The following is a 23609-nucleotide window of genomic DNA, read 5'->3' on the forward strand; positions in this document are numbered from 1 at the left end:
GCTGCGGCCTGCTAGAATCGCGTCCTTTTTCAAGACACTCATTGAATCCCTATGCGTGATCCAGCCCCTTCTGACACACAAAAGAAGCGCGTCATTGTCGGCATGTCCGGCGGCGTGGACTCTTCCGTTTCCGCCCTCCTGCTGATCGAGCAGGGTTACGAGGTGGAAGGCCTGTTCATGAAGAACTGGGAAGAAGACGATGGAACGGAATACTGCACCGCCATGGACGACCTGGCGGATGCCCAGGCCGTGTGCGACAAGATTGGCATCAAGCTGCACACCGCCAACTTCGCCGCCGAGTACTGGGACAACGTGTTCGAGCACTTCCTGGCCGAATACAAGGCCGGTCGCACGCCGAACCCGGACATCCTCTGCAACCGCGAGATCAAGTTCAAGGCGTTCCTCGACTACGCCATGGTGCTTGGTGCCGACCTGATCGCCACCGGCCACTACGTGCGCCGTCGCGACGTCGATGGTCGCACCGAACTGCTCAAGGGCCTGGACCCGAACAAGGATCAGAGCTACTTCCTGCACGCCGTCGGCGGTGAACAGATCGCCAAGACCCTGTTCCCGGTCGGCGAGCTGGAAAAACCGCAAGTGCGCGCGATTGCCGAAAAATACGAACTCGCCACCGCGAAGAAAAAAGACTCCACCGGGATCTGTTTTATCGGCGAGCGCCGCTTCAGCGACTTCCTCAAGCAATACCTGCCGGCCCAGCCTGGCGAAATCAAGACCACCGAAGGTGAAGTGATCGGCCGTCACCACGGCTTGATGTACCACACCATCGGCCAGCGTCAGGGCCTGGGCATCGGCGGCTTGAAAGATGCCGGCGACGAACCGTGGTACGTGCTGATCAAGGACCTGGAGCACAACGAGCTGATCGTTGGCCAGGGCAATGACCATCCTTACCTGTTCTCCCGCGCCCTGCTCGCCTCGGACATCTATTGGGTGAACCCGATCGACCTGAACGAGCCGCGCAAGCTGACTGCCAAAGTGCGTTATCGCCAAAGCGACCAGCCGTGCACGCTGGAGAAAACCGCCAGCGGCTACCGCGCCACCTTCGACGACCCGCAACGCGCGGTGACTCCGGGCCAGTCCGTGGTGTTCTATGACGGTGAAATCTGCCTCGGCGGCGGCGTCATCGAAGTCGCAGAACCGTGGACCAGCAAAGGCCAACAGGCATGAGCCCGACTCAGGAGCAACTGACGGCGCTGGGCGGCGTGTTTCTCGCCGCCGTTCTGGTCGACAAGATCGCCAAGACCGGCCAGACCACAGAAGCCGGGCTGACCTGCATGCTCGGCAGCCTGCTGATTCGCGACCCCAAGGACACGCTCGAAGTCTATGGCGGTGACGACATCAACCTGCGCGAAGGCTACCGCGCGCTGGTCGGCGCCCTCGAGCGCGACCCGAGCACGCTGCAACGCGAGCCTCTGCGGTATGCCCTGGCGATGCTGGGGCTGGAACGTCAACTGGCCAAGCGCGACGATATGCTCGAGGTGATCGGCAAGCGCCTGCCGCAGATCCAGTCACAGGTCGAACACTTCGGCCCGGCCCACGAAAACGTGATCGCCGCGTGCGGGGCGTTGTACCAGGACACGTTGAGCACCTTGCGCCAACGGATTCAGGTGCACGGCGACATGCGCAACCTGCAGCAACCGAGCAACGCCTCGAAGATCCGCGCGCTGTTGCTCGCAGGAATTCGTTCGGCACGCCTGTGGCGGCAGTTGGGCGGTCATCGCTGGCAGTTGGTGGTCAGCCGGCGCAAGTTGCTCAAAGAGCTTTACCCGCTGATGCGCAGCAGCTGAACCGCGCCCCCGAGAACGTTTTGTAGTCTGTAACGCGTAATACGCTGGTCAGTTGGCAACGGACCGGCGGATTTTTTCATGTATGATACGCGCCCCATTTCGTTGCCCGACTGTCCGAGAACACCCCATGCAGCTTTCTTCGCTCACTGCGGTTTCCCCTGTTGACGGCCGCTACGCCGGCAAAACCCAGGCCCTGCGCCCAATTTTCAGCGAATACGGCCTGATCCGTGCTCGCGTTCTGGTTGAAGTGCGCTGGCTCCAGCGCCTGGCCGCTCACCCTGCCATCAGCGAAGTGCCGGCGTTCTCCGCCGAAGCCAACGCTGTATTGAACACCCTGGCGGACAACTTTGCTCTGGAGCACGCCGAGCGTGTCAAAGAGATCGAGCGCACCACCAACCACGACGTCAAAGCCATCGAATACCTGCTCAAAGAGCAAGCGGCCAAGCTGCCGGAACTGGCCGCTGTCAGCGAATTCATCCACTTTGCCTGCACCAGCGAGGACATCAACAACCTGTCCCACGCACTGATGCTGCGCGAAGGCCGTGATGAAGTGATGCTGCCACTGATGCGCCAGACTGCCGAAGCCATCCGCGAACTGGCGATCCGTTTCGCCGACGTGCCAATGCTCTCGCGCACCCACGGTCAACCGGCCTCGCCGACCACCCTGGGCAAAGAACTGGCGAACGTGGTTTACCGTCTGGAGCGTCAAATCGCCCAGGTCGCTGCCGTTCCGCTGCTGGGCAAGATCAACGGTGCTGTCGGTAACTACAACGCTCACCTGTCGGCCTACCCTGAGATCGATTGGGAAGAAAACGCCCGCGCCTTCATCGAAGACGAGCTGGGCCTGGGTTTCAACCCGTACACCACGCAGATCGAACCGCACGACTACATTGCCGAGCTGTTCGACGCGATTGCGCGCTTCAACACCATCCTGATCGACTTCGACCGCGACATCTGGGGCTACATCTCCCTGGGTTATTTCAAGCAGCGCACCATCGCTGGCGAAATCGGTTCGTCGACCATGCCGCACAAGGTCAACCCGATCGACTTCGAAAACTCCGAAGGCAACCTGGGCATCGCCAATGCGCTGTTCCAGCACCTCGCGAGCAAGCTGCCGATCTCCCGCTGGCAGCGTGACCTGACCGACTCCACCGTGCTGCGTAACCTCGGTGTCGGCTTTGCCCACAGCGTGATCGCGTACGAAGCCAGCCTCAAAGGCATCAGCAAGCTTGAGCTGAATGCGCAGAAAATTGCCGCTGACCTCGACGCTTGCTGGGAAGTCCTGGCCGAGCCGATCCAGACCGTGATGCGTCGCTACAACATTGAAAACCCGTACGAGAAACTGAAAGAGTTGACCCGTGGCAAGGGCATCAGCCCTGAAGCACTGCAAACTTTCATCGACGGCCTGGACATGCCTGCCGCTGCCAAGGCCGAGCTGAAACTGCTCACCCCGGCGAACTACATCGGCAACGCTGTAGACCAAGCTCGACGCATCTGATCGACCGCTGTACCCGTTTGAGACGCCCGGCAGCGCCGGGCGTTTTTATTCCCGTCTGAAAAGTACTTTTTTTCAATAGGTTACACATGAATCCTGACATTCCTCTTCAACTTCTGGGCGGCATCACGGCGCGCGAATTCCTGCGTGACTACTGGCAGAAAAAACCGCTGCTGATCCGTCAGGCGATTCCTGACTTCGAAAGCCCGATCGACGCCGACGAACTGGCCGGCCTGGCGCTGGAAGAAGAAGTTGAATCGCGCCTGATCATCGAGCACGGCGAGCGCCCTTGGGAACTGCGTCGCGGCCCGTTCGCCGAAGACGAATTCAGCAAGTTGCCGGAACGCGAGTGGACCCTGCTGGTGCAGGCAGTGGACCAGTTCGTACCGGAAGTCAGCGAACTGCTGGAGCACTTCCGTTTCCTGCCGAGCTGGCGCGTCGACGACGTGATGATCAGCTTCGCCGCCCCGGGTGGCAGCGTCGGTCCGCACTTCGATAACTACGATGTGTTCCTGTTGCAGGGTCACGGCAAGCGCAACTGGAAAATCGGCCAGATGTGCGACTCCGACAGCAAGTTGCTGCAACACGCGGACCTGCGCATCCTCGCTGATTTCGAAGCCACCGAGGAGTGGGTTCTGGAACCGGGCGACATGCTTTACCTGCCGCCGCGCCTTGCCCACTGCGGTGTGGCCGTGGATGACTGCATGACCTACTCGGTCGGTTTCCGCGCACCGAGCGCCGCTGAAGTGCTGACTCACTTCACCGACTTCCTCAGCCAGTTCCTGCCGGACGAAGAGCGTTACACCGACGCCGACGCCCTGCCTGCGGTCGACCCGCATCAGATCCAGCATGACGCCCTTGATCGCTTGAAAAGCCTGCTGGCCGAGCACATGAGCGATGAGCGCCTGCTGTTGACCTGGTTCGGCCAATACATGACTGAACCGCGTTACCCGGAACTGGTGGCCGGCCCGGAAGACATCGAGGAAGAAGACTTGCTCGCCAGCCTCGAGCAAGGCGCCGTACTAATTCGCAACCCGAGTGCGCGCCTGGCCTGGTCCGAAGTCGATGACGACCTGCTGCTGTTCGCCAGCGGCCAAAGCCGTTACCTGCCGGGCAAGCTGCGCGAGCTGCTGAAAATGATTTGTGCCGCTGATGCGCTGCACGTCGACAACCTCGGCGCCTGGCTGAGCGACGAAGACGGTCGCGGCCTGCTGTGCGAACTGGTCAAGCAAGGAAGCCTGGGGTTTGCCGATGAATAAAATTCACGTACGTGTCGCAGACTGGCAAAAGGACAACGCCGAGATCCGGCGCATTCGTGAGACGGTGTTCATCGCCGAGCAATCCGTTCCGCCCGAACTGGAGTGGGATGCTGATGACGCAACAGCGGTGCATTTCCTCGCCTTCGAAGGTGACTTCCCGATTGGCACTGCCCGCCTGTTGCCCGACGGGCATATTGGCCGGGTGTCGGTGCTGAAGGACTGGCGCGGCTTGAAGGTCGGCGATGCGCTGATGCAAGCGGTGATCGGTGAAGCCGAGAAGCGCGGACTGCAGCAACAGATGCTCAGCGCCCAGGTTCAGGCCACGGCGTTCTATGAGCGTCTGGGCTTCAGCCTGGTCAGTGAGGAATTCCTCGAAGCCGGGATTCCTCATGTGGACATGGTGCGTCACTCGGCCTGACCCCTTGTGGCGAGGGAGCTTGCTCCCGCTAGGTCGCGAAGCGGCCTCAAAATCATGAGGACTGCTGCGCAGCCCAGCGGGAGCAAGCTCCCTCGCCACAAAAGCCTTGGAAGAACACCCCAAAACGCCCCGCCATCGACCGATGCCGGGGCGTTTTGCTGTCTACGATTCAACTTGCCCCACGCCAGGCCGACAAACTGGCAAACTCAAGACCTGTAGGAGCGAGCTTGCTCGCGATGGTCGTCAACGATAACGCTGGAAGCCTGACACCCCACGGCCTCCTCACGCCCATCGCGAGCAAGCTCGCTCCTACGCAAACACTACAAGGCCGGAGATAACGGATATGTCCCTACGCACCCTGCTCACCACGCTGCTCCTGACCTGCAGTTTTCCGGTCATGGCCGCGACCGAGATCGTGCCGTTGAACTACCACACCAGCGCCGACATGCTGCCGATGGCGCAGGATTTCATCGGCAAGGAAGGCCAGGTCAGCGCCTACGGTAATCAATTGATCGTCAATGCCGATCAGCGCAAGATCGACGAACTTAAAGCCCTGATCGGCCAACTCGACACTCAGCCCAAGCGCCTGTTGATTACCGTCGACACCAACGAAAACAACGTCCAGGGCGACCAAGGCTATTCGGTGAACGGCGCCAGACCCGGCCAGACCCGAATCATCAATCGCAGCACCGACAGCCGCGATGGCGGCATTCAACAAGTGCAGACCAGTGAAGGCGCGCCGGCACTGATCCAGGTGGGCCAGAGCGTGCCGCTCACCAGCACGCAGACCGATTCCTATGGCGATCTGCGCAGCCAGACCGAATATCGCAACGTCACCCAGGGTTTCTATGTCACCGCCAGCGTCACCGGTGAAATCGTTCACCTGTCGATCAGTACCAACCGTGACCGTATGAGCCAGGAACGTCCCGATGTAGTGAACGTGCAAAGCACCGACACAACCGTCACCGGTCGCCTCGGCGAATGGATCACCCTGGCCGGTGTGAACCGCCAGACTCAGGCCGACAAACAGGGCCTGACCCGCAGCTACTCGACTCAGGGCCGGGATGACATGACCTTGCGGGTGAAAGTCGATACTTTGGACTAAACCACCGAAAACTGACTGCCAAGTCGTATTAGACCAAAGATGTAGTGCTTGAAAAAAAGCACTACAAAACGTTTGACGATCGAAAAAAGCGAAGGCATGATGGCCTCGCTCCCGCTAATCAGGGGCCCTGGCAAGGGCCTTCGAGGCGATGCTCGCATCTACCCCGCGAGCCGCTTCGTGTCTGTACCGCCCACAAGGTGTGTTTGACGAGGTTGCCGACTGGAACGAAGTTGTCCCGAGGGACGGAAGCGTATTTAGGTAACCCGGCATCACACTGAAGTTCGTATAGAGGCCCACGACGCCCGAATTCGCTCGCCAGTTCGCCCTTACCTGCTCACTTCCCCTCGAGCCCATCGTTCATCCCGTCGCCATCCCCGCCGAATTCGACTTGACCGCCTAAGCTTCTGGTCGGCGAGCGCATGAATTTTCCACCGCAGAACAACTTTCCGTAAAAGACGCGACGAGGTTTATCTCCATGGCACTGACACGCGAACAGCAAATTGCAGCCCTCGAAAAAGACTGGGCTGAAAACCCACGCTGGAAAGGCGTGACCCGCGCTTACTCCGCTGCTGACGTCGTCCGCCTGCGTGGCTCGGTTCAACCTGAGCACACCTTCGCAAAACTCGGCGCCGAGAAGCTGTGGAACCTGGTGACCCAGGGTGCCAAGCCGTCTTTCCGTCCAGATAAAGATTTCGTCAACTGCATGGGCGCCCTGACCGGCGGCCAGGCTGTACAACAAGTCAAAGCCGGTATCCAGGCGATCTACCTGTCGGGCTGGCAGGTTGCTGCGGACAACAACTCCGCCGAATCGATGTACCCGGACCAGTCGCTGTACCCGGTGGACTCGGTTCCAACCGTGGTCAAGCGCATCAACAACTCGTTCCGTCGTGCTGACCAGATCCAGTGGAAAGCCGGCAAAGGCCCGGGCGACGAAGGTTACATCGACTACTTCGCTCCAATCGTGGCTGACGCCGAAGCCGGTTTCGGCGGCGTTCTGAACGCTTACGAGCTGATGAAGAGCATGATCGAAGCAGGCGCCGCCGGCGTTCACTTCGAAGACCAGCTGGCTTCCGTGAAAAAATGCGGCCACATGGGCGGCAAGGTACTGGTTCCTACCCAGGAAGCCGTACAAAAGCTGACCGCTGCCCGCCTGGCGGCTGACGTTGCCGGCACGCCGACCATCATTCTGGCGCGTACCGACGCTAACGCGGCTGACCTGCTGACTTCCGACTGCGACCCGTACGACCAGCCATTCGTGACTGGCGAACGTACCCAGGAAGGCTTCTACAAAGTGCGCGCCGGTCTCGACCAGGCCATCGCTCGCGGCCTGGCTTACGCGCCGTACGCCGACCTGATCTGGTGCGAAACCGCCAAGCCGGATCTGGACGAGGCTCGTCGCTTCGCTGAAGCGATCAAAAAGGAATACCCGGACCAACTGCTGTCGTACAACTGCTCGCCTTCCTTCAACTGGAAGAAAAACCTGGACGACGCGACCATCGCCAAGTTCCAGCGCGAACTGTCCGCCATGGGTTACAAGCACCAGTTCATCACCCTGGCCGGCATTCACAACATGTGGCACAGCATGTTCAACCTGGCGCACGACTACGCCCGCAACGACATGACTGCCTACGTGAAACTGCAAGAGCAAGAGTTCGCCGACGCTTCCAAGGGTTACACCTTCGTGGCTCACCAGCAGGAAGTGGGCACCGGCTACTTCGACGACATGACCACTGTGATTCAAGGTGGCTCGTCTTCGGTCACCGCCCTGACCGGTTCGACTGAAGAAGAACAGTTCCACTGATCTGCTTCGCCTGAACGATCGGCCGTTGCGGACCGAATAAAAAGCTTACCGCAACGCCGCACATCTGACGCCCCGACTGGTTCGGGGCGTTTTTTTTTGCCCGTTATTTACCAACGCCCCCTTTGTAGGAGCTGCCGAGTGAAACGAGGCTGCGATCTTTTGACGCTGTCATGTTGAAGAAAGATCAAAAGATCGCAGCCTCGTTTCACTCGGCAGCTCCTACGAGAGAATCAGTGGCAACCTGAGGGAAAACCTTGATCCCGAGCAATTCTTCAATCAGGAAAACAAGGTAAAACGACCCCGCTCGCTACTTGTGATTACGCCTATGTAAGACAACTTCCAACCCACTCACCCGTTAAATAGTTTAAAAACCACGCCAAACAATATTGATTATCATTTGGCCGGATTTATAACCGTTACAATCCCCACAAAACATATTTGATGAAAAGCCGGCTAATGCCCGCAACGCATGGGCCGCCGGGCTGTGGAGGTGCGTTATGTCCTTATTCCTTCAAATAATTTCGCTACAGGAATTTTACTTGCACGGTGTTGTGCCATAAAATCAGCGGGATTGATTGCTGCGACATATCGTCACTGCGTTGTTTCTTTTTCAAGCTCAGAGACCTTTGCTCTCTGTTAAGGATTACCAGCATGCCCGAAGCGACAGGACTCATGGCCCACAACTGGGGCTTTGCCATTTTCCTTCTGGGCGTCGTCGGCCTCTGCGCCTTCATGCTTGGCGTTTCCAGCCTCCTTGGGTCAAAAGCCTGGGGCCGCAGCAAAAACGAACCGTTCGAGTCCGGCATGCTACCTACAGGTGGCGCCCGCTTGCGGCTCTCAGCCAAATTCTATCTGGTCGCGATGCTCTTCGTGATCTTCGATATCGAAGCCCTCTTTCTCTTTGCCTGGTCTGTGTCCGTCCGCGAAAGCGGCTGGACCGGATTCGTCGAAGCTCTCGTTTTCATAGCAATTCTGTTGGCAGGTCTTGTCTACCTGTTCCGAGTGGGCGCCCTTGACTGGGCTCCGGAAGCTCGTCGCAAGCGGCAGGCGAAGCTGAAACAATGAGGCTTTGGCAATGCAATACAATCTCACCAGGATCGACCCCGATGCTCCTAACGAGCAGTATCCGATTGGCGAGCGGGAAACCGTTTCCGATCCGTTAGAAGATCAAGTCCACAAAAACATCTTCATGGGCAAGCTCGAAGACGTGCTTAACGGCACGATCAACTGGGGGCGCAAGAACTCCCTGTGGCCGTATAACTTCGGTCTTTCGTGCTGCTACGTGGAAATGACCACCGCCTTCACGGCGCCCCACGACATCGCGCGCTTTGGCGCCGAGGTTATCCGGGCATCGCCGCGTCAGGCGGATTTCATGGTTATCGCCGGTACCTGCTTCATCAAGATGGCGCCGATCATTCAGCGTCTCTACGAGCAAATGCTCGAACCTAAATGGGTTATCTCCATGGGTTCGTGCGCCAACTCCGGTGGCATGTACGACATCTACTCCGTCGTTCAAGGGGTGGACAAGTTCCTGCCCGTGGACGTCTACGTGCCTGGCTGCCCGCCCCGTCCCGAAGCTTTTCTGCAAGGCTTGATGCTTTTGCAGGAATCGATTGGACAGGAGCGTCGTCCGCTTTCCTGGGTCGTCGGCGATCAAGGCGTGTACCGCGCCGAGATGCCTTCGCAAAAGGAACAGCGCCGCGAACAGCGAATCGCAGTCACCAACCTGCGCAGCCCCGACGAAGTCTGATCCAGATCTGCTTCTTTTATAGAACGAGACACTGGCTTCATTCTTTACGTTGACCGAAAGCGATAAATAACCATGACTACAGGCAGTGCTCTGTACATCCCGCCTTATAAGGCAGACGACCAGGATGTGGTCGTCGAACTGAATAACCGTTTTGGCCCCGAGGCGTTCACCGCCCAGCCTACCCGCACCGGCATGCCGGTGCTTTGGGTTGCCCGCGCCAAACTCGTCGAAGTCCTGACCTTCCTGCGCAACCTGCCCAAGCCGTACGTCATGCTTTATGACCTGCACGGCGTGGACGAGCGTCTGCGCACCAAGCGTCAAGGGCTGCCAAGCGGCGCCGACTTCACCGTGTTCTATCACTTGATGTCGATCGAGCGTAATAGTGACGTGATGATCAAGGTCGCCTTGTCCGAGAGCGACCTCAGCGTGCCGACCGTGACCGGTCTGTGGCCGAACGCCAACTGGTACGAGCGCGAAGTGTGGGACATGTACGGCATCGATTTTGCCGGTCACCCGCACCTGACCCGCATCATGATGCCGCCGACCTGGGAAGGTCACCCGCTGCGCAAGGACTTCCCGGCCCGTGCCACCGAGTTCGATCCGTTCACCCTGACCCTTGCCAAGCAACAGCTTGAGGAAGAAGCCGCGCGCTTCAAGCCTGAAGACTGGGGCATGAAGCGTTCCGGGGCGAACGAGGACTACATGTTCCTCAACCTCGGTCCCAACCACCCTTCCGCGCACGGTGCGTTCCGCATCATTCTGCAGCTGGACGGTGAAGAGATCGTCGATTGCGTGCCGGACGTCGGTTACCACCACCGTGGTGCCGAGAAGATGGCCGAGCGTCAGTCCTGGCACAGTTTCATTCCGTACACCGACCGTATCGACTACCTCGGCGGCGTGATGAACAACCTGCCGTACGTGCTCTCGGTCGAGAAGCTGGCCGGCATCAAGGTGCCCGAGAAGGTCGACGTCATCCGCATCATGATGGCCGAGTTCTTCCGGATCACCAGCCACCTGCTGTTCCTCGGGACATACATCCAGGACGTCGGTGCCATGACCCCGGTGTTCTTCACCTTCACCGACCGCCAGAAGGCGTACACGGTGATCGAAGCCATCACCGGTTTCCGTCTGCACCCGGCCTGGTACCGCATCGGCGGCGTCGCGCACGACCTGCCACGCGGCTGGGAAAAACTGGTGAAAGACTTCGTCGAGTGGATGCCAAAGCGTCTGGACGAATACCAGAAAGCCGCCCTCGACAACAGCATCCTCAAAGGCCGGACCATCGGCGTCGCCGCCTACAACACCAAAGAAGCCTTCGAATGGGGCGTCACCGGTGCCGGCCTGCGTTCGACCGGTTGCGATTTCGACTTGCGTAAGGCGCGTCCGTACTCCGGCTACGAGAACTTCGAATTCGAAGTGCCGCTGGCGGCCAATGGCGATGCCTACGACCGTTGCATCGTGCGCGTCGAAGAAATGCGCCAGAGCATCAAGATCATCGACCAGTGCATGCGCAACATGCCGGAAGGCCCGTACAAGGCGGATCACCCGCTGACCACGCCGCCGCCGAAAGAACGCACGCTGCAACACATCGAGACCCTGATCACGCACTTCCTGCAAGTTTCGTGGGGCCCGGTCATGCCGGCCAACGAATCCTTCCAGATGATCGAAGCGACCAAGGGCATCAACAGTTATTACCTGACGAGCGATGGCGGCACCATGAGCTACCGCACCCGGATTCGCACCCCAAGCTTCCCGCACCTGCAGCAGATCCCTTCGGTGATCAAAGGCAGCATGGTCGCGGACTTGATTGCGTACCTGGGTAGTATCGATTTCGTTATGGCCGACGTGGACCGCTAAGCATGAACAGCACGCTTATCCAGACAGACCGTTTCACCCTCAGTGAAACCGAGCGCTCGGCCATCGAGCACGAGCTGCATCACTACGAAGACCCGCGCGCGGCGTCGATCGAAGCCCTGAAGATCGTCCAGAAGGAACGTGGCTGGGTGCCTGACGGCGCGCTCTACGCCATCGGCGAGATCCTCGGCATTCCGGCGAGCGACGTTGAAGGGGTGGCGACGTTCTACAGCCAGATCTTCCGTCAGCCAGTCGGTCGCCACATCATTCGCGTCTGCGACAGCATGGTCTGCTACATCGGCGGCCATGAATCGGTGGTCAGCGAAATCCAGAGCAATCTGGGCATCGGCCTGGGTCAGACCACCGCCGACGGTCGTTTCACCCTGCTGCCGGTCTGCTGCCTCGGCAACTGCGACAAGGCGCCGGCGTTGATGATCGACGACGACACTTTCGGTGATGTGCAGCCTGTCGGCGTTGCCAAATTGCTCGAGGGCTACGTATGACCCTGACTTCCTTCGGTCCTGCCAACCGCATCAAGCGTGTCGCAGAGACTCACCCGCTGACCTGGCGTCTGCGTGACGACGGCGAGGCTGTGTGGCTCGACGAGTACCAGGCCAAGAACGGTTACGCCGCTGCGCGCAAGGCTTTCGCCGACATGGCCCAGGACGACATCGTCCAGACCGTGAAAGATGCCGGCCTCAAGGGTCGCGGCGGTGCAGGCTTCCCCACGGGCGTGAAGTGGGGCCTGATGCCCAAAGACGAATCCATCAACATCCGCTACCTGCTGTGCAACGCGGACGAGATGGAGCCGAACACCTGGAAAGACCGCATGCTGATGGAGCAACTGCCCCATCTGCTGATCGAAGGCATGCTGATCAGTGCCCGCGCGCTGAAAACCTACCGTGGCTACATCTTCCTGCGGGGCGAGTACACCACCGCCGCCAAGCACCTCAACCGTGCCGTGGAAGAAGCCAAGGCCGCAGGCCTGCTGGGTAAAAACATTCTGGGCAGCGGCTTCGATTTCGAGCTGTTCGTCCACACCGGCGCCGGGCGTTACATCTGCGGTGAAGAAACCGCACTGATCAACTCCCTCGAAGGCCGCCGCGCCAACCCGCGCTCCAAGCCGCCCTTCCCCGCCGCCGTGGGCGTGTGGGGCAAGCCGACGTGTGTGAACAACGTTGAAACCCTGTGCAACGTCCCGGCGATCATTGCCGACGGCGTGGACTGGTACAAATCGTTGGCCCGTGAAGGCAGCGAAGACATGGGCACCAAGCTCATGGGCTTCTCCGGCAAGGTCAAGAACCCGGGCCTGTGGGAACTGCCGTTCGGCGTCACCGGTCGCGAGTTGTTCGAAGACTACGCCGGCGGCATGCGCGACGGCTTCAAGCTCAAGGCCTGGCAGCCAGGTGGCGCCGGCACCGGTTTCCTGTTGCCGGAACACCTTGACGCACAAATGTACGCCGGCGGCATCGCCAAGGTGGGCACCCGGATGGGTACCGGCCTGGCCATGGCGGTGGACGACAGCGTCAACATGGTGTCGCTGCTGCGCAACATGGAAGAGTTCTTCTCCCGTGAGTCGTGCGGTTTCTGCACCCCGTGCCGTGACGGTCTGCCGTGGAGCGTCAAGCTGCTGCGTGCAATCGAAAACGGTGAAGGGCAGGCCGGCGACATCGAGACCCTGCTGGGTCTGGTCGGTTTCCTCGGCCCGGGCAAGACCTTCTGTGCTCACGCACCGGGCGCCGTGGAGCCGTTGGGCAGCGCAATCAAATACTTCCGCCACGAGTTCGAAGCCGGCATCGCGCCCACCAGCGCTACCGTCCCGCCTCTGGCGAGGCCGATCGTAGTCGGCGCTTAAACGCTTAAAAAGGCGAAGGGTCCGTGCCCTTCGCCTTTCGTTCGATGACGCCTTTCATGGGCTGTTTTGATTCGCACGAAAACAAGATTCCATTAGCCACGCCCGCTGACACCGGGCCAACGAAGAACTTTGAACCATGGCCACTATCCACGTAGACGGCAAAGAGCTCGAAGTCGATGGGGCAGACAACCTGTTACAGGCATGTCTGTCGCTAGGCCTCGATATTCCGTATTTCTGCTGGCACCCAGCCCTAGGCAGCGTTGGTGCTTGCCGCCAGTGCGCGGTCAAGCAGTACACCGACGAGAACGACAAGCGTGGTCGGATCGTCATGTCGTGCATGACGCCTGCCACCGATGGCAGCTGGATTTCCATCGACGACGAAGAAGCGAAAGTGTTTCGCGCCAGCGTCGTTGAATGGCTGATGACCAACCACCCTCACGACTGCCCGGTCTGTGAAGAAGGCGGTCACTGCCACCTGCAAGACATGACCGTGATGACCGGCCACAACGAGCGCCGTTATCGCTTCACCAAGCGCACTCACCAGAACCAGCAACTGGGCCCGTTCATTTCCCACGAAATGAACCGCTGCATCGCTTGCTACCGCTGCGTGCGCTTCTATAAGGACTACGCCGGCGGCACCGACCTCGGTGTGTTCGGTGCCCACGACAACGTGTACTTTGGTCGCGTTGAAGACGGCACCCTGGAAAGCGAGTTCTCCGGCAACCTCACCGAGGTCTGCCCGACCGGTGTGTTCACCGACAAGACTCACTCCGAGCGCTACAACCGCAAGTGGGACATGCAGTTCTCGCCGAGCATCTGCCATGGCTGCTCCAGCGGTTGCAACATCTCCCCGGGCGAGCGCTACGGTGAACTGCGCCGGATCGAAAACCGCTTCAACGGTTCGGTCAACCAGTACTTCCTGTGCGACCGCGGCCGTTTCGGCTACGGCTACGTCAACCGCGAAGATCGCCCGCGTCAGCCATTGCTGGCCAACGGCGCCAAGCTGAGCCTCGACGAAGCGCTGGACAAAGCCGCTGACCTGCTGCGCGGTCGCAACATCGTCGGTATCGGTTCGCCCCGCGCCAGCCTCGAAAGCAACTACGCGTTGCGCGAGCTGGTCGGTGCCGAGCACTTCTACAGCGGTATCGAAGCTGCCGAGCTGGAACGCATTCGTCTGGTCATGCAAGTGCTGAAAGACAGCCCGCTGCCGATCCCGAACATGCGCGACATCGAAGACCATGATGCGATCTTCGTTCTCGGCGAAGACCTGACCCAGACAGCCGCCCGTATGGCGCTGTCCCTGCGTCAATCGGTCAAGGGCAAAGCCGAAGACATGGCCGACGCGATGCGCGTTCAGCCGTGGCTCGACGCAGCAGTGAAGAACATCGGCCAGAACGCGCTGAACCCGCTGTTCATCGCCAGCCTGGCTGAAACCAAGCTCGACGACATCGCCGAAGAATGCGTGCACGCTGCGCCAGACGACCTGGCCCGCATCGGTTTCGCCGTGGCTCACGCCCTCGACGCCAGCGCTCCAGCGGTTGAAGGCTTGGATTCCGAAGCCCTCGACCTGGCCCAGCGCATTGCCGACGCCCTGCTCGCGGCCAAGCGTCCGTTGATCATTGCCGGCACCTCGTTGGGTTCCAAGGCGCTGATCGAAGCCGCCGCGAACATCGCCAAGGCCCTGAAGCTGCGCGAGAAGAACGGTTCCATCAGCCTGATCGTGCCAGAGGCGAACAGCCTCGGCCTGGCCATGCTCGGTGGTGACTCGGTCGACGCCGCGCTGCAAGCGGTGATCGACGGTAAGGCCGATGCCATCGTCGTGCTGGAAAACGATCTGTACACCCGCACCGACAAAGCCAAGGTCGATGCCGCACTGAACGCCGCGAAAGCAGTGATCGTCGCGGACCACCAGAAAACCGCCACCAGCGATCGTGCGCACCTGGTGCTGCCCGCCGCGAGCTTCGCCGAAGGCGACGGTACTTTGGTCAGCCAGGAAGGTCGCGCCCAGCGCTTCTTCCAGGTGTTCGATCCGAAGTACATGGACGCCAGTATCCTGGTTCACGAAGGCTGGCGCTGGCTGCATGCCCTGCGCGCAACCTTGCTGAACCAGCCGATCGACTGGACCCAACTGGACCACGTCACCGCTGCCGTTGCTTCGAGCACGCCGCAACTGGCGCGCATCGTCGATGCCGCACCGTCCGCCGCGTTCCGCATCAAGGGCATGAAACTGGCTCGCGAACCGCTGCGTTACTCCGGTCGGACCGCCATGCGCGCCGACATCAGCGTGCACGAACCGCGTACGCCGCAAGACAACGACACCGCGTTCAACTTCTCGATGGAAGGTTACTCGGGCTCGGTCGAACCGCGTCAGCAAGTGCCGTTCGCCTGGTCCCCGGGCTGGAACTCGCCGCAAGCCTGGAACAAGTTCCAGGACGAAGTCGGTGGTCACATCCGCGCTGGCGACCCGGGCACCCGCCTGATCGAAAGCACCGGTGATGCGCTGAGCTGGTTCGCCGCTGTCCCGCGTGCGTTCAACCCGGCGCCGGGCACCTGGCAGGTGGTGCCGTTCTTCCACTTGCTCGGCAGCGAAGAAAACTCGTCGAAAGCCGCGCCGGTTCAGGAACGTATTCCGGCCGCCTATGTTGCTTTGGCGAAATCCGAAGCCGATCGCCTGGGTGTCAACGACGGTGCCCTGCTCAGCCTGAACGTCGCGGGCCAGACCTTGCGTCTGCCGCTGCGCATCAACGAAGAGCTGGGTGCCGGTCTGGTGGCATTGCCGGCCGGTATCGCCGGCATTCCGCCAGCGATCTTCGGCAAATCCGTTGACGGTCTGCAGGAGGCAGCTCAATGACCTGGTTCACGCCTGAAGTGATTGACGTGATCATCGCGGTCCTCAAGGCCATCGTGATTCTGCTCGCCGTGGTGGTGTGCGGCGCGCTGCTCAGCTGGGTCGAGCGCCGTTTGCTCGCCCTCTGGCAGGACCGTTACGGTCCGAACCGCGTCGGCCCGTTCGGCGCGTTCCAGATCGCGGCCGACATGATCAAGATGTTCTTCAAGGAAGACTGGACCCCGCCGTTCGCCGACAAGATGATCTTCACCCTGGCACCGGTAGTCGCCATGAGCGCCCTGCTGATTGCCTTCGCGATCATCCCGATCACCCCGACCTGGGGCGTGGCGGACATCAACATCGGCATCCTGTTCTTCTTCGCCATGGCCGGCCTGTCGGTCTACGCGGTGTTGTTCGCCGGCTGGTCGAGCAATAACAAGTTCGCCCTGCTGGGCAGCTTGCGGGCCTCGGCGCAAACCGTGTCGTACGAAGTGTTCATGGGCCTGTCGCTGATGGGCATCGTGATCCAGGTCGGCTCGTTCAACATGCGCGACATCGTTGAATACCAAGCGCAGAACCTGTGGTTCATCATTCCGCAGATCTTCGGTTTCCTGACCTTCTTCATTGCCGGCGTCGCCGTGACTCACCGTCACCCGTTCGACCAGCCGGAAGCGGAGCAGGAACTGGCCGACGGTTACCACATTGAATACGCCGGCATGAAATGGGGCATGTTCTTCGTCGGCGAGTACATCGGCATCGTGTTGATTTCGGCGCTGCTGGTGACCTTGTTCTTCGGTGGCTGGCACGGTCCGTTCGGCATTCTGCCGCAGATCCCGTTCATCTGGTTCGCGCTGAAAACCGCGTTCTTCATCATGATCTTCATCCTGTTGCGCGCCTCGATTCCGCGCCCACGGTATGACCAAGTGATGGATTTCAGCTGGAAGTTCTGCCTGCCGCTGACCCTCGTCAACATGCTGGTGACCGCTGCGATCGTGTTGCTCAACACGCCCGCCGTCGCGGCTCAGTGAGGATAGAGAATCATGAAGTACATTTTTGACATCGTGCATGGCTTCTTCACCCAGCTTCGCAGCCTGGTGATGATCTTCGGCCATGCCTTCCGCAAGCGCGACACGCTGCAGTACCCGGAAGAAGCCGTGTACCTGCCGCCGCGCTACCGTGGCCGTATCGTCCTGACCCGTGACCCGGATGGCGAAGAGCGTTGCGTTGCCTGCAACCTGTGCGCCGTGGCCTGCCCGGTCGGTTGCATCTCGCTGCAGAAAGCTGAAACCGAAGACGGTCGCTGGTACCCGGACTTCTTCCGCATCAACTTCTCGCGCTGCATTTTCTGCGGCCTCTGCGAGGAAGCCTGCCCGACCACCGCGATCCAGCTGACACCGGATTTCGAAATGGCCGAGTTCAAACGTCAGGACCTGGTGTACGAGAAAGAAGATCTGCTGATCTCCGGCCCCGGCAAAAACCCTGATTACAACTTCTATCGTGTTGCAGGTATGGCGATTGCCGGGAAGCCCAAAGGCTCCGCGCAGAATGAAGCCGAACCGATCAACGTGAAGAGCTTGCTGCCTTAAGGAAGAAAGATGGAATTCGCTTTCTATTTCGCATCGGGTATCGCTGTCGTGGCCACGCTTCGCGTGATCACTCACACCAACCCTGTGCACGCCCTGCTCTACCTGATTATTTCGCTGATCGCCGTGGCCATGACGTTTTTCGCCCTCGGCGCACCGTTTGCCGGTGTCCTGGAAGTGATCGCCTACGCTGGCGCCATCATGGTGCTGTTCGTGTTCGTGGTGATGATGCTGAACCTTGGCCCGGCCTCGGTTCAGCAAGAGCGCGTGTGGCTCAAGCCCGGTATCTGGCTGGGTCCGGTGATTCTCGGCACCTTGCTGCTGGTCGAGTTGCTGTACGTGCTGTTCTCGCACCAGAGCGGCCAGGCCATCGGCCACACCACCGTAGACGCCAAGGCCGTGGGCATCAGCCTGTTCGGTCCGTATCTGCTGGTGGTCGAACTCGCCTCGATGTTGCTGCTCGCCGCAGCCGTCACGGCGTTCCACCTGGGCCGCAACGAAGCCAAGGAGCAATGACGATGCCTGCTATCCCTTTGGAGCATGGTCTGGCGGTCGCCGGCATCCTGTTCTGTCTCGGTCTGGTCGGCCTGATGGTCCGCCGCAACATTCTCTTCGTGCTGATGAGCCTGGAGGTCATGATGAATGCCTCCGCGTTGGCGTTCATCGTCGCCGGTAGCCGCTGGGGTCAGCCGGATGGACAAGTCATGTTCATCCTGGTGATCAGCCTCGCGGCCGCCGAGGCCAGTATTGGCCTGGCGATTCTGTTGCAGCTGTATCGCCGCTTCCACACTCTCGATATCGACGCTGCCAGCGAGATGCGCGGATGAATCTTCTCTATCTGACTTTCGTATTCCCCCTCATAGGTTTCCTGCTGCTGTCGTTCTCACGAGGACGCTTCTCGGAAAACCTGTCGGCGCTGATTGGCGTCGGTTCCATCGGCCTGTCTGCCATCGTCACGGCTTATGTGATCTGGCAATTCAACGTTGCCCCGCCGGAAGGCGGCGCCTACGTCCAGGTGCTGTGGCGCTGGATGGCGGTGGAAGGCTTCACGCCGAACTTCGCGCTGTATCTGGACGGCCTGGCCGTGACGATGCTTGGTGTGGTCGTCGGCGTCGGCTTCCTGATCCACCTGTTCGCGTCCTGGTACATGCGCGGTGAAGCCGGTTACTCGCGCTTCTTCGCCTACACCAACCTGTTTATCGCCAGCATGCTGTTCCTGGTGCTGGGCGATAACCTGTTGTTCCTGTACTTCGGCTGGGAAGGCGTGGGCCTGTGCTCGTACCTGTTGATCGGTTTCTACTACAGCAACCGCAACAACGGAAACGCGGCACTCAAAGCCTTCATCGTCACCCGCATCGGCGACGTGTTCATGGCCATCGGCCTGTTCATTTTGTTCGCCCAACTGGGCACGCTGAACATCCAGGAACTGCTGGTGCTGGCACCGCAGAAATTCCAGGCCGGCGACTTCTGGATGGTGCTCGCCACCCTGATGTTGCTGGGCGGCGCTGTCGGTAAATCGGCGCAACTGCCGCTGCAAACCTGGCTGGCAGATGCGATGGCCGGTCCTACCCCGGTGTCGGCACTGATCCACGCCGCAACCATGGTGACCGCGGGCGTCTACCTGATCGCCCGTACCCACGGTCTGTTTGCGTTGGCGCCGGACATCCTGCAGCTGGTCGGCATTGTCGGCGGCGTGACCCTGGTGCTGGCCGGTTTTGCCGCACTGGTGCAGACCGACATCAAACGTATCCTCGCCTACTCGACCATGAGCCAGATCGGCTACATGTTCCTGGCGCTGGGCGTTGGTGCATGGGACGGCGCGATCTTCCACTTGATGACCCACGCCTTCTTCAAGGCGCTGCTGTTCCTCGCGTCCGGTGCGGTGATCGTTGCCTGCCACCACGAGCAGAACATCTTCAAGATGGGCGGCCTGTGGAAGAAACTGCCACTGGCCTACGCCAGCTTCATCGTCGGCGGCGCGGCGTTGTCTGCCCTGCCACTGGTGACCGCCGGTTTCTACTCCAAGGACGAAATCCTCTGGGAAGCGTTTGCCAGCGGTAACCACGGTCTGCTCTACGCAGGTCTGGTCGGCGCGTTCATGACGTCGCTGTACACCTTCCGCCTGATCTTCATCGCGTTCCACGGTGAAGCGAAGACCGAAGCGCACGCCGGTCACGGCATCGCCCACTGGCTGCCGTTGTCGGTGCTGATCGTACTGTCGACTTTCGTCGGCGCGATGATCGTTCCGCCGCTGCACGGTGTGTTGCCGCAAAGCGTCGGGCATGCCGGCGGCGAAGCCAAGCACAGTCTGGAAATCGCTTCGGGCGCTATCGCCCTGGCCGGTATCCTGCTGGCCGCGCTGCTGTTCCTCGGCAAGCGTCGTTTCGTCACTGCTATCGCCAACAGCGGCATCGGCCGCTTCCTTTCGGCCTGGTGGTTCGCTGCCTGGGGCTTCGACTGGATCTACGACAAACTGTTCGTCAAGCCATACCTTGCGATCAGCCACGTACTGCGCAGAGATCCGCTGGACCAGACCATCGGCCTGATCCCGCGTATGGCCAAAGGCGGCCACACCGCCCTGAGCCGTACCGAAACCGGTCAACTGCGTTGGTATGCGGCCTCGATGGCAGCCGGCTCCGTGCTGGTCATCGGCGCCATCGTGCTGGTAGCGGTCTGAATATGAACCTTGCGAACTTGCGAAAGGAATTGAGCCCGTCATGATTCTGCCTTGGCTAATCCTGATCCCCTTCATCGGCGGCCTGCTGTGCTGGATGGGTGAGCGCTTCGGCGCCACCCTGCCCCGCTGGATTGCGCTGTTGACCATGACCCTGGAACTCGCACTCGGCCTCTGGCTGTGGGCCCACGGTGACTATTCATTTGCTCCGGCACCTGGCGCCGATCCGACCTGGGCGCTTGAGTTCAAGCACATCTGGATCGAGCGCTTCGGCATCAGCGTGCACCTGGCCCTCGACGGCCTGTCGCTGTTGATGATCCTGCTGACCGGTCTGCTGGGTATCCTCTCGGTACTCTGCTCGTGGAAAGAGATCCAGCGTCACGTTGGCTTCTTCCACTTGAACCTGATGTGGATCCTGGGCGGTGTCGTCGGCGTGTTCCTCGCCCTCGACCTGTTCATGTTCTTCTTCTTCTGGGAAATGATGCTGGTGCCGATGTACTTCCTCATCGCGCTCTGGGGTCACAGTTCTTCGGACGGCAAGAAAACCCGGATCTACGCAGCGACCAAGTTCTTCATCTTCACTCAGGCGTCCGGCCTGATCATGTTGGTGGCGATCCTCGGTCTGGTGCTGGTCAACTTCAACAGCACCGGCGTGATCACGTTCAACTACGCCGACCTGCTGAAGACCAAGATGTCGCTCACCACCGAGTACATCCTGATGCTCGGCTTCTTCATCGCCTTCGCGGTGAAGCTGCCGGTCGTGCCGTTCCACTCGTGGTTGCCTGACGCTCACGCCCAGGCGCCAACCGCGGGCTCGGTCGACCTGGCCGGTATCTTGTTGAAGACGGCGGCTTACGGCCTGCTGCGATTCGCCCTGCCGCTGTTCCCGAATGCCTCGGCCGAGTTCGCGCCGATCGCCATGACCCTCGGTCTGATCGGGATTTTCTACGGCGCGTTCCTGGCCTTCGCACAAACCGACATCAAGCGTCTGATTGCCTTCTCGTCCGTTTCCCACATGGGCTTCGTACTGATCGGCATCTACTCCGGCAGCCAACTGGCGCTGCAGGGCGCAGTGATGCAAATGCTCGCGCACGGCGTTTCGGCGGCCGCACTCTTTATCTTGAGTGGTCAGTTGTATGAGCGCACTCACACCCGCGACATGCGTCAGATGGGTGGCCTGTGGTCGAAGATCGCTTACCTGCCGGCCATCAGCCTGTTCTTCGCCGCCGCGTCGCTGGGCTTGCCGGGCACTGGCAACTTTGTCGGTGAGTTCCTGATTCTGATCGGCACGTTCACCGCTGCACCGTGGATCACGGCAATTGCCACCTCCGGTCTGGTGTTCGGTTCGGTGTACTCGCTGATCATGATTCACCGTGCCTACTTCGGCCCGTCGAAATCGGACGCGGTGCTGCACGGTATGGATGCTCGCGAACTGATCATGGTGGTCGGTCTGGCGGCACTGCTGATTTACCTCGGCGTGTACCCGCAACCGTTCCTCGACACCTCTGCCGCGACGATGCATGGCGTGCAGCAGTGGCTCGGCACCGCCTTCACTCAACTCGCTTCGGCCCGGTAAGAGCGCTATGGAATTCACGACTCAACACTTTATCGCGCTAGCGCCGTTGTTGATCACCAGCGCCACGATCATCGTGGTGATGCTGGCGATTGCCTGGCGCCGCAACCACTCGCAGACCTTCCTGATTTCCGTGGCAGGTCTGAACCTGGCATTGCTGTCGATCCTGCCCGCCTTGAAGGTCGCGCCTCTGGCCGTGACCCCGCTGCTGCAAATCGATAGCTTCGCCTGCTTGTACATGGCGCTGATCCTGGTCGCCACCCTGGCTTGTGTGACCCTCGCCCACGCCTACCTCGGCGATGGCGGTTCGGGTTACCCCGGCAACCGCGAAGAACTGTACCTGCTGATCCTGATGGCCGCCGCCGGTGGCCTGGTTCTGGTCAGCGCGCAGCACCTGGCCGGCTTGTTCATCGGTCTGGAACTGCTGTCGGTGCCGGTCTACGGTCTGGTGGCGTATGCCTTCTTCAACAAGCGTTCGCTGGAAGCCGGCATCAAGTACATGGTGCTGTCGGCTGCCGGTTCGGCGTTCCTGTTGTTCGGCATGGCGCTGCTGTATGCCGATTCCGGCAGCCTGAGCTTCGTCGGCATCGGTCAGGCCCTCGCGGCCACCGGCCTGCCAAGCTCGCTGGCGCAGATGGGCCTGGGCATGATGCTCATCGGCCTGGCGTTCAAGCTGTCGCTGGTACCGTTCCACCTCTGGACCCCGGACGTTTACGAAGGGGCTCCGGCACCGGTTGCCGCATTCCTGGCGACCGCGTCCAAAGTCGCGGTGTTCGCGGTGATGGTGCGTCTGTTCCAGATCTCGCCAGCGGCGAGCAGTGGTGTCCTGAGCGACGTGCTGACCATCATCGCCATCGCTTCGATCCTGTTCGGTAACCTGCTGGCCCTGACCCAAAGCAACCTCAAGCGTCTGCTGGGTTACTCGTCCATCGCCCACTTCGGCTACCTGCTGATCGCCCTGGTGGCGAGCAAAGGCCTGGCCGTGGAAGCCATCGGCGTGTACCTGGTCACCTACGTGGTCACCAGCCTCGGCGCGTTCGGCGTGATTACCCTGATGTCCTCGCCGTACAACGGCCGTGACGCCGACGCCCTGTACGAATACCGTGGCCTGTTCTGGCGCCGTCCGTACCTGACCGCCGTGCTGACCGTGATGATGCTGTCCCTGGCTGGCATCCCGCTGACCGCAGGCTTCATCGGCAAGTTCTACATCATTGCGACCGGCGTAGAGTCGCAGCAATGGTGGCTGGTCGGTTCCCTGGTACTGGGCAGCGCCATCGGCGTCTTCTACTACCTGCGCGTGATGGTCACTTTGTACCTGATCGAACCGAACCTGCGTCGCCACGACGCCCAGTTGCACTGGGAACAAAAAGCGGGCGGCGTCATGCTGCTGGCCATCGCCGGACTGGCGTTCTTCCTGGGTCTGTATCCGCAACCGTTGCTGGTGCTGGTTCAACAGGCTGTGTTGGCGGGTTGATCGCTTAGCGATACTCGGTGGAAAACAGAAACGGCACCTTCGGGTGCCGTTTTTGCGTTTGGGGTTTCAAGATCAAAAGATCGTCCACTAGAAATCGATAGCCAGAGATGGCCTCTTCGCGGGCAAGCCCGCTCCC

At 60.5% G+C, this 23609-nt stretch carries 20 protein-coding genes; all 20 read left to right on the forward strand.

All coding sequences use genetic code 11. The features are described 5' to 3' along the window. The first annotated feature begins 51 nt into the window (after nucleotides 1-51). The 20 genes from mnmA to nuoN all read left to right on the forward strand — a co-directional run bounded on the left by mnmA (nucleotide 52) and on the right by nuoN (nucleotide 23473). The gene (gene mnmA, locus F8N62_RS30135; RefSeq protein ID WP_150714043.1) at nucleotides 52-1185 is read left to right on the forward strand and encodes a tRNA 2-thiouridine(34) synthase MnmA; all 1134 of its coding nucleotides are present in this window, start codon (nucleotides 52-54) and stop codon (nucleotides 1183-1185) included. Next, nucleotides 1182-1805: a high frequency lysogenization protein HflD gene (gene hflD, locus F8N62_RS30140; protein WP_150714044.1), complete on the forward strand. Its 624-nt coding sequence runs from the start codon at nucleotides 1182-1184 to the stop codon at nucleotides 1803-1805. Before mnmA ends, hflD begins: the two co-directional genes overlap by 4 nt. A gap of 127 nt (nucleotides 1806-1932) precedes the next feature. After that, nucleotides 1933-3303, forward strand: coding sequence for an adenylosuccinate lyase (purB, locus tag F8N62_RS30145; protein ID WP_150714045.1), 1371 nt, complete (start codon nucleotides 1933-1935; stop codon nucleotides 3301-3303). An 86-nt stretch (nucleotides 3304-3389) separates the two neighbouring features. Beyond that, on the forward strand, nucleotides 3390-4559 hold the full coding sequence (locus F8N62_RS30150; RefSeq protein ID WP_150714046.1) for a cupin domain-containing protein: 1170 nt from the start codon (nucleotides 3390-3392) through the stop codon (nucleotides 4557-4559). Beyond that, nucleotides 4552-4977, forward strand: a complete 426-nt coding sequence (locus F8N62_RS30155) for a GNAT family N-acetyltransferase (RefSeq protein WP_150714047.1) — start codon at nucleotides 4552-4554, stop codon at nucleotides 4975-4977. Before F8N62_RS30150 ends, F8N62_RS30155 begins: the two co-directional genes overlap by 8 nt. 343 nt (nucleotides 4978-5320) lie before the next feature. Next, complete coding sequence (locus F8N62_RS30160; RefSeq protein ID WP_150714048.1) at nucleotides 5321-6082, forward strand: secretin N-terminal domain-containing protein; 762 nt, start codon at nucleotides 5321-5323, stop codon at nucleotides 6080-6082. A 475-nt stretch (nucleotides 6083-6557) separates the two neighbouring features. Next, the gene (aceA, locus tag F8N62_RS30165) at nucleotides 6558-7883 is read left to right on the forward strand and encodes an isocitrate lyase (protein ID WP_033057066.1); all 1326 of its coding nucleotides are present in this window, start codon (nucleotides 6558-6560) and stop codon (nucleotides 7881-7883) included. Nucleotides 7884-8534: 651 nt separating this feature from the next. Continuing rightward, nucleotides 8535-8948, forward strand: a complete 414-nt coding sequence (locus F8N62_RS30170) for an NADH-quinone oxidoreductase subunit A (protein WP_003223812.1) — start codon at nucleotides 8535-8537, stop codon at nucleotides 8946-8948. A 10-nt stretch (nucleotides 8949-8958) separates the two neighbouring features. Next, nucleotides 8959-9633, forward strand: a complete 675-nt coding sequence (locus tag F8N62_RS30175) for a NuoB/complex I 20 kDa subunit family protein (protein WP_008146035.1) — start codon at nucleotides 8959-8961, stop codon at nucleotides 9631-9633. Nucleotides 9634-9705: 72 nt separating this feature from the next. Continuing rightward, entirely contained in the window at nucleotides 9706-11490 is a 1785-nt protein-coding gene (gene nuoC, locus F8N62_RS30180) for an NADH-quinone oxidoreductase subunit C/D (RefSeq protein WP_150714049.1), read from the forward strand. Nucleotides 11491-11492: 2 nt separating this feature from the next. Further along, on the forward strand, nucleotides 11493-11990 hold the full coding sequence (nuoE, locus tag F8N62_RS30185; RefSeq protein ID WP_150714050.1) for an NADH-quinone oxidoreductase subunit NuoE: 498 nt from the start codon (nucleotides 11493-11495) through the stop codon (nucleotides 11988-11990). Continuing rightward, entirely contained in the window at nucleotides 11987-13342 is a 1356-nt protein-coding gene (nuoF, locus tag F8N62_RS30190) for an NADH-quinone oxidoreductase subunit NuoF (protein ID WP_150714051.1), read from the forward strand. Before nuoE ends, nuoF begins: the two co-directional genes overlap by 4 nt. Nucleotides 13343-13478: 136 nt before the next feature. After that, nucleotides 13479-16193, forward strand: coding sequence for an NADH-quinone oxidoreductase subunit NuoG (nuoG, locus tag F8N62_RS30195; RefSeq protein WP_150714052.1), 2715 nt, complete (start codon nucleotides 13479-13481; stop codon nucleotides 16191-16193). Further along, on the forward strand, nucleotides 16190-17197 hold the full coding sequence (gene nuoH / locus F8N62_RS30200; protein WP_028623953.1) for an NADH-quinone oxidoreductase subunit NuoH: 1008 nt from the start codon (nucleotides 16190-16192) through the stop codon (nucleotides 17195-17197). Before nuoG ends, nuoH begins: the two co-directional genes overlap by 4 nt. Before the next feature lie 12 nt (nucleotides 17198-17209). Beyond that, entirely contained in the window at nucleotides 17210-17755 is a 546-nt protein-coding gene (nuoI, locus tag F8N62_RS30205) for an NADH-quinone oxidoreductase subunit NuoI (protein WP_157712570.1), read from the forward strand. Between the two features lie 9 nt (nucleotides 17756-17764). Next, nucleotides 17765-18268 carry an NADH-quinone oxidoreductase subunit J gene (gene nuoJ / locus F8N62_RS30210; protein WP_150714053.1) on the forward strand — a complete coding sequence of 168 codons (504 nt, stop codon included), beginning with the start codon at nucleotides 17765-17767 and terminating at the stop codon, nucleotides 18266-18268. 2 nt (nucleotides 18269-18270) lie between these two features. Then, nucleotides 18271-18579 carry an NADH-quinone oxidoreductase subunit NuoK gene (nuoK, locus tag F8N62_RS30215; RefSeq protein WP_150714054.1) on the forward strand — a complete coding sequence of 103 codons (309 nt, stop codon included), beginning with the start codon at nucleotides 18271-18273 and terminating at the stop codon, nucleotides 18577-18579. Further along, the gene (gene nuoL / locus F8N62_RS30220; RefSeq protein ID WP_150714055.1) at nucleotides 18576-20429 is read left to right on the forward strand and encodes an NADH-quinone oxidoreductase subunit L; all 1854 of its coding nucleotides are present in this window, start codon (nucleotides 18576-18578) and stop codon (nucleotides 20427-20429) included. The genes nuoK and nuoL overlap by 4 nt, the downstream gene beginning before the upstream one ends. Before the next feature lie 40 nt (nucleotides 20430-20469). Continuing rightward, nucleotides 20470-22002, forward strand: coding sequence for an NADH-quinone oxidoreductase subunit M (gene nuoM / locus F8N62_RS30225; RefSeq protein WP_150714056.1), 1533 nt, complete (start codon nucleotides 20470-20472; stop codon nucleotides 22000-22002). Between the two features lie 7 nt (nucleotides 22003-22009). Continuing rightward, nucleotides 22010-23473, forward strand: coding sequence for an NADH-quinone oxidoreductase subunit NuoN (nuoN, locus tag F8N62_RS30230; protein ID WP_150714057.1), 1464 nt, complete (start codon nucleotides 22010-22012; stop codon nucleotides 23471-23473). The last annotated feature ends 136 nt before the right edge of the window (nucleotides 23474-23609 follow it).

Source organism: Pseudomonas fluorescens, from assembly GCF_902497785.1.
Taxonomy (GTDB): Bacteria; Pseudomonadota; Gammaproteobacteria; order Pseudomonadales; family Pseudomonadaceae; genus Aquipseudomonas; species Aquipseudomonas fluorescens_BO.